The following is a 7531-nucleotide window of genomic DNA, read 5'->3' as shown; positions in this document are numbered from 1 at the left end:
ATGCGATGGTGCGGGACAATAAAAAATGGGCGGCAGATTAGTCGTCAGCTGTTGACTTTAAACACAGCTGCTCACCCTGACCCTCTCCCACAGGGAGAGGGAACAAACACTAAAAACGGCAACGCACGTTGCCGTTTTGCTTTTACCTCGCCGCCCGGCTTTTTACTGCCTCACCTTGCGCAAAAAATCGGCCAACGACCTGTCCGCACTCTCGCTGAACCTTCTCTCCGTCTGCGCAATATTGAGGCACCGGTCGAGCCGGAAACAGCGATAGTCATCGCGCCGCTCACACCACGCCGCCAGCAGCCAGCGCTCTCCCCAGAAGAACAGCCCCAGCGGCTGAACCTCACGCTTAGAGAGCTGTCCGGCTTCGTCACGGTAATGTAGCGCCAGCACCCGCTGGGCGGAAATTGCCTGGTGAATCCTGTCAAAATCGCTGCGGGAGTGGCTTTGCATGCAGAAATCCGGGGCGTAGATCCGCGCCTGCTCCGCCTTTCGACGACTCTCGTCGGGCAGAATAGCCAGCACCTTCTCCTGGGCCGATTCGAGCTCGCGCGACAGCGATTCCCCTCCCCAGGTTTTGAGCAGGCGAATGGCGACGATCAGCGCCTCTGACTCCTTATTTGTCAGCATCAAAGGCGGCAGATCAAAACCCGACATCAGCCGGTATCCGCTTCCCGCCTCACCTTCCACCGGCACGCCGGAAAGCGACAGGTCGCGGATATCGCGGTAGACCGTGCGCTCGGACACGACAAGCCGCTCCGCCAGATGCGCTGCCGTTGTCAGATGCCTGCCCCGCAGGATCTGCACAATCTGAAACAAACGGTCAGCGCGTCGGGTCATCTTTTACTCCGCTCTCGGGCAGGTTGATGGAGGCCGACGCGGTTGCCCTCGCTGTCGGTAAACAATGCGATAGTGCCAATGCCCTGCGGCAGTTCCAGCGGGCCAAACACGCACTCGCCGCCCGTAGAGGCAATGCGATCGAGCGTTGCCGCCAGATTGTCAGTATGCAGGTAAATAATAGCGCCCTGCAAAGACGGTGTAACGCCGTCAAATTTTGCCAGCGCGCCGCCGGTGGCCGGATCCTCATGCGGGAAAACCGCCAGCTCCGCGCAGTCCATTTTCTCGCGGCGCAGCGCGAGCTGCATCACCGGCTCATAAAAATTGATGGCGCGATCCATGTCCGAGACCGGAATTTCAAACCAGTTAATGACGCTTTTCATACATCCTCCTGCCTGTTGTTTGGGTTCAGAAGGAGTCTACGACAGGGCTCCTGACAGCATACTGTCAGGAGTGTTTGTCAGGAGCAGATAAAAAAAATCCCGGTCAACCGACCGGGATTTCGATAACGCGCTAAACGTCGCCTTACGGCAGAATGGACGGCTGATCCGCCCCTTCTTTCTCGACTTTCTGCTGGAGCAGGTGCTCGCGCTTCATGCCGAGTTTCAGCGCCAGCGCGGACGCAACGTAGATAGACGATGCCGTACCGATGGTGACACCGATCAGCATGGTCAGCGAGAAGCCTTCCAGTACCGGACCACCGAAGAGGAACAGCATCAGGATCACCATCAGGGTGGTACCGGATGTGATCAAGGTACGGTGCAGCGTCTGGGTCAACGACACGTTAAAGATTTCGTACGGCGTACCGCGACGGATCTTACGGAAGTTTTCACGAATACGGTCAGATACCACGATGCTGTCGTTCAGTGAGTAACCGATAACGGACATCAGGGATGCCACAATCGTCAGGTCAATCTCAATGTGGAACAGCGACAGTATGCCCATGGTGATCACCACGTCGTGCGCCAGAGCGATAACCACGCCGGCCGCCAGTCGCCACTCAAAGCGGAAACCGACGTACACCAGGATGGAGATCAGCGCCACCAGCAGCGCCATCGCACCGGTCTGCGCCAGGTCAGCACCCACGCTTGGGCCGACGAACTCAATACGCTTAACCGCCGCGTTCTGGCTGGTTGTTTCGTTAATCACGCTCACAACCTTGCTGCCCAGCTCCTGGCTGCCGTTGGCATCGTGCACCGGCGGCATACGCACCATGATGTCGCGGCTGCTGCCGAAGTTCTGCAGCAGCGGCTCTTCAAAGCCCGCTTTCTGCAGAGACAGACGCATCTGGTCCATATCGACCGGTTTTTCCAGGGAGATCTCGATAACCGTACCACCGGTGAAATCGAGACCCCAGTTAAAGCCCTTCACGCCCATAATGACGATGGACAGAATCAGCAGAAAACCTGAAATGCCGAAGGCCCAGTAGTCCCAGCGCATAAAGTCCCAGACTTTACGGCCGTGGTTCAATTGTTCAACAGTATATTCCTGTGCCACAACGCACTCCTCAGATAGACAGCTTTTTGACGCGCTTGCCGCCGTACAGCAGGTTCACGATGGCACGGGTGCCGACAATAGCGGTAAACATTGACGTTGCGACACCGATACCGGTTGTAATCGCAAAGCCTTTGATCGCGCCAGTACCCACTGCATACAGGATAAGAACCTTAATCAGTGTTGTTACGTTCGCATCGAAGATGGAGCTGAACGCGCCTTTATAGCCTTCGTCAATCGCCTGCTGGACAGAGCGACCGTTGCTCAACTCTTCTTTGATACGTTCGTTAATCAGTACGTTGGCGTCGACCGCCACCGCAAGGGTCAGAACGATACCCGCAATCCCCGGCATGGTCAGCGTCGCCCCCGGCAGCAGGGACATAATGCCGATGATCAGCACCAGGTTGGCAATCAGCGCGGAGGTCGCAATCAGACCAAACTTCTTATAGAAGAAGATCATGAAGAGGATAGAGACCACCAGACCGGCCAGACACGCTTCCAGACCCTGCTGGATGTTCTGCATCCCCAGCGTTGGACCAATGGTACGTTCTTCAACAATCTGAATCGGCGCAATCAGTGCACCGGCACGCAGCAGCAGAGAGAGCTGACGCGCTTCGTTCGGGTTGCTAATACCGGTAATACGGAAGCTGTTACCCAGACGAGACTGGATGTTGGCGATGTTAATCACCTCTTCCTCTTTCACCAGCACCGCACGACCGTTTGCATCTTTCTTACCGCTGTCTTTGTACTCCACGAACAGGGTCGCCATCGGCTTGCCGATGTTGTCCTTGGTGAAGTTAGACATGATGTTGCCACCCGCGCTATCGAGCGAGATGTTAACCTGCGGCTGGTTGTATTCGTCCTGGCTCGACGTGGAGTCGGTGATGTGGTCACCGGTCAGAATCACGCGTTTGTACAGCACAACGGGCTGACCTTCGCGGGTCTGTTTCACTTCGGAGTCACCCGGAATACGGCCTGCTGCGGCAGCGGACTGATCGACGTTGGAATTGACCAGACGGAATTCCAGCGTGGCGGTCGCACCCAGAATCTCTTTCGCACGTGCGGTATCCTGGATACCCGGCAGTTCCACCACGATACGGTCAGCACCCTGACGCTGTACCAGCGGCTCAGCCACGCCCAGCTGGTTTACACGGTTACGCAGAATGTTGATGTTCTGCTGAACGGCATATTCACGCGCTTCCTTCAGGCGCGCATCGGTCATCACCGCGCGCAGCTGGTTGCTGCCCTGAGAGGTGATCACCAGATCACGGTGACGTTGGGTCAGGTAATCTACAGCCTGATCGCGCGCCGCGCTGTCGCGGAACGTGATGCTCATGCCGTAGTTATCTTCTTTACGCACGGTGGTGTAAGCGATGCCTTTTTCACGCAGATCGCTGCGCAGGCTGTCGATATTCTGTTCCTGCAGCTTGCCGAGCGCGGTATCCATATCCACTTCCATCAGGAAGTGAACGCCACCACGCAGGTCAAGACCCAGCTTCATCGGCTCTGCGTTCATCGCAGCCAGCCAGCGCGGGGTTGCAGGCGCAAGGTTAAGCGCCACGACGTATTTATCACCCAGCACGCCCATCAGCGCTTCGCGAGCGCGGAGCTGCGTGTCGGTGGTGTCGAAGCGAGCAAGAATTGCACCCTCTTCCAGAGCCACAGACTTAGCGGTAATTTTTTCTTCTTGTAACGTTTTCTGGACCTGGATCAGCGTTTGCTCACTGGCGGCGACACCGCGCGCGCCAGTGATTTGAACAGCCGGATCCTCACCATACAGGTTGGGAAGCGCGTACAGCAGGCCGACGAGAATCACGACGACCAGCATGATGTACTTCCACAAAGGATAACGGTTTAACACGGCAGTTCCCTTTGGGAAAAGTTGGGATTACAGCGCCTTCATGGTGCCTTTCGGCAGAACGGCAGCTACGAAGTCACGTTTGATGACCACTTCAGTGGTGTCGTTCAGGGCGATCGCAATGTAGCCGTTCTCAGCCACTTTGGTTACGCGACCGACCAGACCACCGTTAGTCAGCACTTCATCGCCTTTCGCAATGGAGTTCATCAGGTTTTTGTGCTCTTTGGTGCGCTTCTGCTGTGGACGCAGGATCATGAAGTAGAAGATCAGACCGAACACAACCAGCATCAGAATCAGAGACATCGGGCTGCCCTGCGCTGGAGCACCTGTTGCCGCTACCGCATCAGAAATAAAAAAGCTCATTCAAATTCCCTCATTATTAAAATTAATCAACGTTCAACGGTGGAACATCCCGCCCCTGACGTTGGTAGAAATCGGTCACGAAGCTCTCTAATTTACCCTCTTCGATAGCCTTACGTAAACCAGCCATTAAGCGCTGATAATAACGAAGATTATGAATGGTATTGAGACGCGCGCCCAAAATCTCGTTGCAACGATCGAGATGATGCAGATACGCGCGAGAATAATTGCGACAGGTATAGCAATCGCACTCGGAATCGAGCGGGCTGGTGTCACTCTTATGCTTCGCGTTACGGATTTTCACCACGCCATCGGTAACGAACAAATGGCCGTTACGCGCGTTGCGGGTTGGCATGACGCAGTCGAACATATCAATGCCGCGGCGTACGCCTTCAACCAGATCTTCTGGTTTACCCACGCCCATCAGGTATCGTGGTTTATCCGCCGGGATTTGCGGGCAGACGTGCTCCAGAATGCGGTGCATGTCTTCCTTCGGCTCACCCACAGCCAAACCGCCGACAGCGTAGCCATCAAAACCTATCTCTACCAGACCTTTAACCGAGATATCGCGTAAATCTTCGTAAACGCTGCCCTGAATAATGCCGAACAGCGCATTTTTGTTCTGCAGGGAGTCAAAACGGTCGCGGCTACGCTTCGCCCAGCGCAGGGACATTTCCATAGAACGCTTGGCGTAGTCCCAGTCTGCCGGATACGGCGTGCATTCATCGAAGATCATCACGATGTCGGAACCGAGATCGTACTGAATCTCCATCGATTTTTCGGGGTCGAGGAAAATCGGATCGCCGTTGATCGGGTTACGGAAGTGTACGCCCTGCTCGGTGATCTTGCGGATATCGCCCAGGCTGAAGACCTGGAAGCCGCCGGAGTCGGTCAGGATCGGGCCTTTCCACTGCATAAAGTCGTGCAGGTCGCCGTGGAGCTTCATGATCTCCTGGCCCGGACGCAGCCACAGGTGGAAGGTGTTGCCGAGGATAATCTGTGCGCCCGTGGCTTCCACTTCTTCCGGCGTCATCCCTTTTACGGTGCCGTAGGTGCCCACAGGCATAAACGCGGGGGTTTCCACCACGCCGCGATCAAAAACCAGGCGACCGCGACGCGCGCGGCCGTCGGTGGTATCGAGTTCAAATTTCATTTTTTCTCCGACGTCAGAAAAACAGTCCAACGTTGTAAAACGGTGCCGCGGACTTATTCCCCGACACGCTCATTCAAAGCCAGCGGATTGTACGTGATAAACATCGCGTCCCCGTAGCTAAAAAAGCGATATTTTTGTTCTACCGCAGACTTGTAGGCATTCATCGTATGCTGATAACCCGCGAATGCGGAGACCAGCATAATCAGCGTCGATTCAGGCAGATGGAAGTTGGTCACCAGCGCATCAATGACTTTGTACTGGTAGCCCGGGTAGATAAAGATCTGCGTATCGCCAAAGAACGGCTCGATAAGATCGTTTTTCGCGGCCTGCGCGGCGCTCTCCAGTGAACGCACCGAGGTCGTACCGACCGCCACGACGCGGCTGCCGCGCGCTTTCGCCGCCAGCACCGCGTCCACGACGTCCTGAGGCACTTCGGCATACTCAGAGTGCATGATGTGATCTTCAATGCTGTCCACGCGCACCGGCTGGAAGGTGCCCGCGCCGACGTGCAGCGTCACGAACGCCATCTCCACGCCCTTCGCACGCAGTTTTTCCAGCAGCGGCTCATCAAAGTGCAGGCCTGCCGTTGGGGCAGCGACCGCGCCAGGCTTCTGGCTGTAGACGGTCTGATACAGCTCGCGGTCGGCCTCTTCGTCCGGGCGCTCGATATACGGCGGCAGCGGCATGTGGCCAATGGCGTTCAGGATATCCAGCACCGTGCGTTCGTCGTTGAATTCCACTTCGAACAGCGCGTCGTGGCGCGCGGTCATGGTCGCCTTGATGCTCTCATCATCGCCCAGCAGCAGCTCAGCGCCCGGCTTAGGCGCCTTGGATGCGCGAATATGTGCCAGAATACGTTTATCATCGAGCATACGTTCGACCAGCACTTCAATCTTGCCGCCGCTGGCCTTGCGGCCAAACAGGCGCGCCGGGATCACGCGGGTATTGTTAAAGACCAGCAGATCGCCAGGGTTGAGCTTGTCGAGTAAATCGGTGAAAGTACCGTGCGTCAGCTCGCCCGTTGGCCCATCCAGCGACAGTAAGCGACAGCTGCTGCGCTCAGGCATGGGATAGTGAGCAATCAGGGATTCAGGTAGTTCAAAGGAGAAATCGGCGACGCGCATGACGTATACTCGTGACTTAAAAACAGGCGGCATAGTCTAGTGCTCACACCCTTTTGCTGCAACAACTAGCCGCCCCCGGACAAATAAAACGCATGAATTTTCTCGCTCACCTGCATCTCGCTCACCTCGCCGACAGCTCCCTTTCCGGCAATTTGCTGGCCGATTTCGTGCGCGGCAACCCTGCAGAAGACTATTCTCCTGAGGTTGTCGACGGCATCTTTATGCACCGCCGCATTGATGTCATCACCGATAACCTGCCCGAGGTCACGGAAGCCAAAGCGTGGTTCCGCCCTGAGACGCGCCGCGTTGCGCCGATTACGCTCGACGTGATGTGGGACCACTTTCTGTCGCGCCATTGGGAACAGCTCTCGCCGTCGCTACCGCTGCCAGAGTTTGTGCGCTACGCCCATGCGCAGGTGTCGGTAATTTTGCCCGACTCGCCGCCGCGCTTTGTGAATCTGAACAACTATTTGTGGTCAGAACGCTGGCTGGAGCGCTATGGCGAGATGGATTTTATCCAGAACGTCCTGAACGGCATGGCCAGCCGCCGACCGCGTCTGGATGCGCTGCGCGACTCCTGGTATGACCTGGACGCACACTATGACGCGCTGGAGACGCAATTCTGGCAGTTCTATCCGCGCATGATGGCGCAGGCGAAAAACAAACAGCTGTAACAGAATTCACATTGATAGGTAAAAGCTG

8 protein-coding genes are annotated in these 7531 nt (G+C 56.3%); 1 reads left to right on the top strand and 7 read right to left on the bottom strand.

Annotated elements, in window-relative coordinates:
- Window positions 1-162: 162 nt before the first annotated feature.
- The 7 genes from L6R44_RS22525 to queA form a co-directional block, all read right to left on the bottom strand.
- Window positions 163-843 carry a helix-turn-helix transcriptional regulator gene (locus L6R44_RS22525; protein ID WP_237425471.1) on the bottom strand — a complete coding sequence of 227 codons (681 nt, stop codon included), beginning with the start codon at window positions 841-843 and terminating at the stop codon, window positions 163-165.
- A complete protein-coding gene (locus tag L6R44_RS22520) occupies window positions 840-1223 on the bottom strand; it encodes a VOC family protein (RefSeq protein ID WP_237425470.1) in 384 nt (127 codons plus the stop codon). Before L6R44_RS22520 ends, L6R44_RS22525 begins: the two co-directional genes overlap by 4 nt.
- 142 nt (window positions 1224-1365) lie before the next feature.
- Window positions 1366-2337, bottom strand: coding sequence for a protein translocase subunit SecF (secF, locus tag L6R44_RS22515; protein ID WP_024906803.1), 972 nt, complete (start codon window positions 2335-2337; stop codon window positions 1366-1368).
- A gap of 10 nt (window positions 2338-2347) precedes the next feature.
- Complete coding sequence (secD, locus tag L6R44_RS22510; RefSeq protein ID WP_072001190.1) at window positions 2348-4195, bottom strand: protein translocase subunit SecD; 1848 nt, start codon at window positions 4193-4195, stop codon at window positions 2348-2350.
- Between the two features lie 27 nt (window positions 4196-4222).
- Window positions 4223-4555, bottom strand: a complete 333-nt coding sequence (gene yajC / locus L6R44_RS22505; protein WP_003859109.1) for a preprotein translocase subunit YajC — start codon at window positions 4553-4555, stop codon at window positions 4223-4225.
- Between the two features lie 22 nt (window positions 4556-4577).
- Window positions 4578-5705 (bottom strand): tRNA guanosine(34) transglycosylase Tgt, encoded by a 1128-nt coding sequence (gene tgt / locus L6R44_RS22500; protein WP_003859110.1) that lies wholly within the window; start codon window positions 5703-5705, stop codon window positions 4578-4580.
- Window positions 5706-5758: 53 nt separating this feature from the next.
- Window positions 5759-6829 (bottom strand): tRNA preQ1(34) S-adenosylmethionine ribosyltransferase-isomerase QueA, encoded by a 1071-nt coding sequence (gene queA, locus L6R44_RS22495; protein WP_032638450.1) that lies wholly within the window; start codon window positions 6827-6829, stop codon window positions 5759-5761.
- Window positions 6830-6921: 92 nt separating this feature from the next.
- Here queA and acpH point away from each other — a divergent pair, with 92 nt between their 5' ends.
- Window positions 6922-7503, top strand: a complete 582-nt coding sequence (acpH, locus tag L6R44_RS22490; RefSeq protein ID WP_045269309.1) for an ACP phosphodiesterase — start codon at window positions 6922-6924, stop codon at window positions 7501-7503.
- The last annotated feature ends 28 nt before the right edge of the window (window positions 7504-7531 follow it).

Origin of the sequence: Enterobacter cloacae complex sp. ECC445 (genome assembly GCF_021892025.1) — a bacterium.
GTDB lineage: Bacteria > Pseudomonadota > Gammaproteobacteria > Enterobacterales > Enterobacteriaceae > Enterobacter > Enterobacter chengduensis.
The sequence above is the reverse complement of the archived record's forward strand: the minus strand, read 5'-3'. Positions and strand labels throughout refer to the sequence as shown.

Excerpts from the sequence above, each read along its gene's own strand:
- L6R44_RS22525 (WP_237425471.1), bottom strand. The coding sequence starts at position 843 with ATGACCCGACGCGCTGACCGTTTGTTTCAGATTGTGCAGATCCTGCGG.
- L6R44_RS22520 (WP_237425470.1), bottom strand. The coding sequence starts at position 1,223 with ATGAAAAGCGTCATTAACTGGTTTGAAATTCCGGTCTCGGACATGGAT.
- yajC (WP_003859109.1), bottom strand. The coding sequence starts at position 4,555 with ATGAGCTTTTTTATTTCTGATGCGGTAGCGGCAACAGGTGCTCCAGCG.
- tgt (WP_003859110.1), bottom strand. The coding sequence starts at position 5,705 with ATGAAATTTGAACTCGATACCACCGACGGCCGCGCGCGTCGCGGTCGC.
- queA (WP_032638450.1), bottom strand. The coding sequence starts at position 6,829 with ATGCGCGTCGCCGATTTCTCCTTTGAACTACCTGAATCCCTGATTGCT.
- acpH (WP_045269309.1), top strand. The coding sequence starts at position 6,922 with ATGAATTTTCTCGCTCACCTGCATCTCGCTCACCTCGCCGACAGCTCC.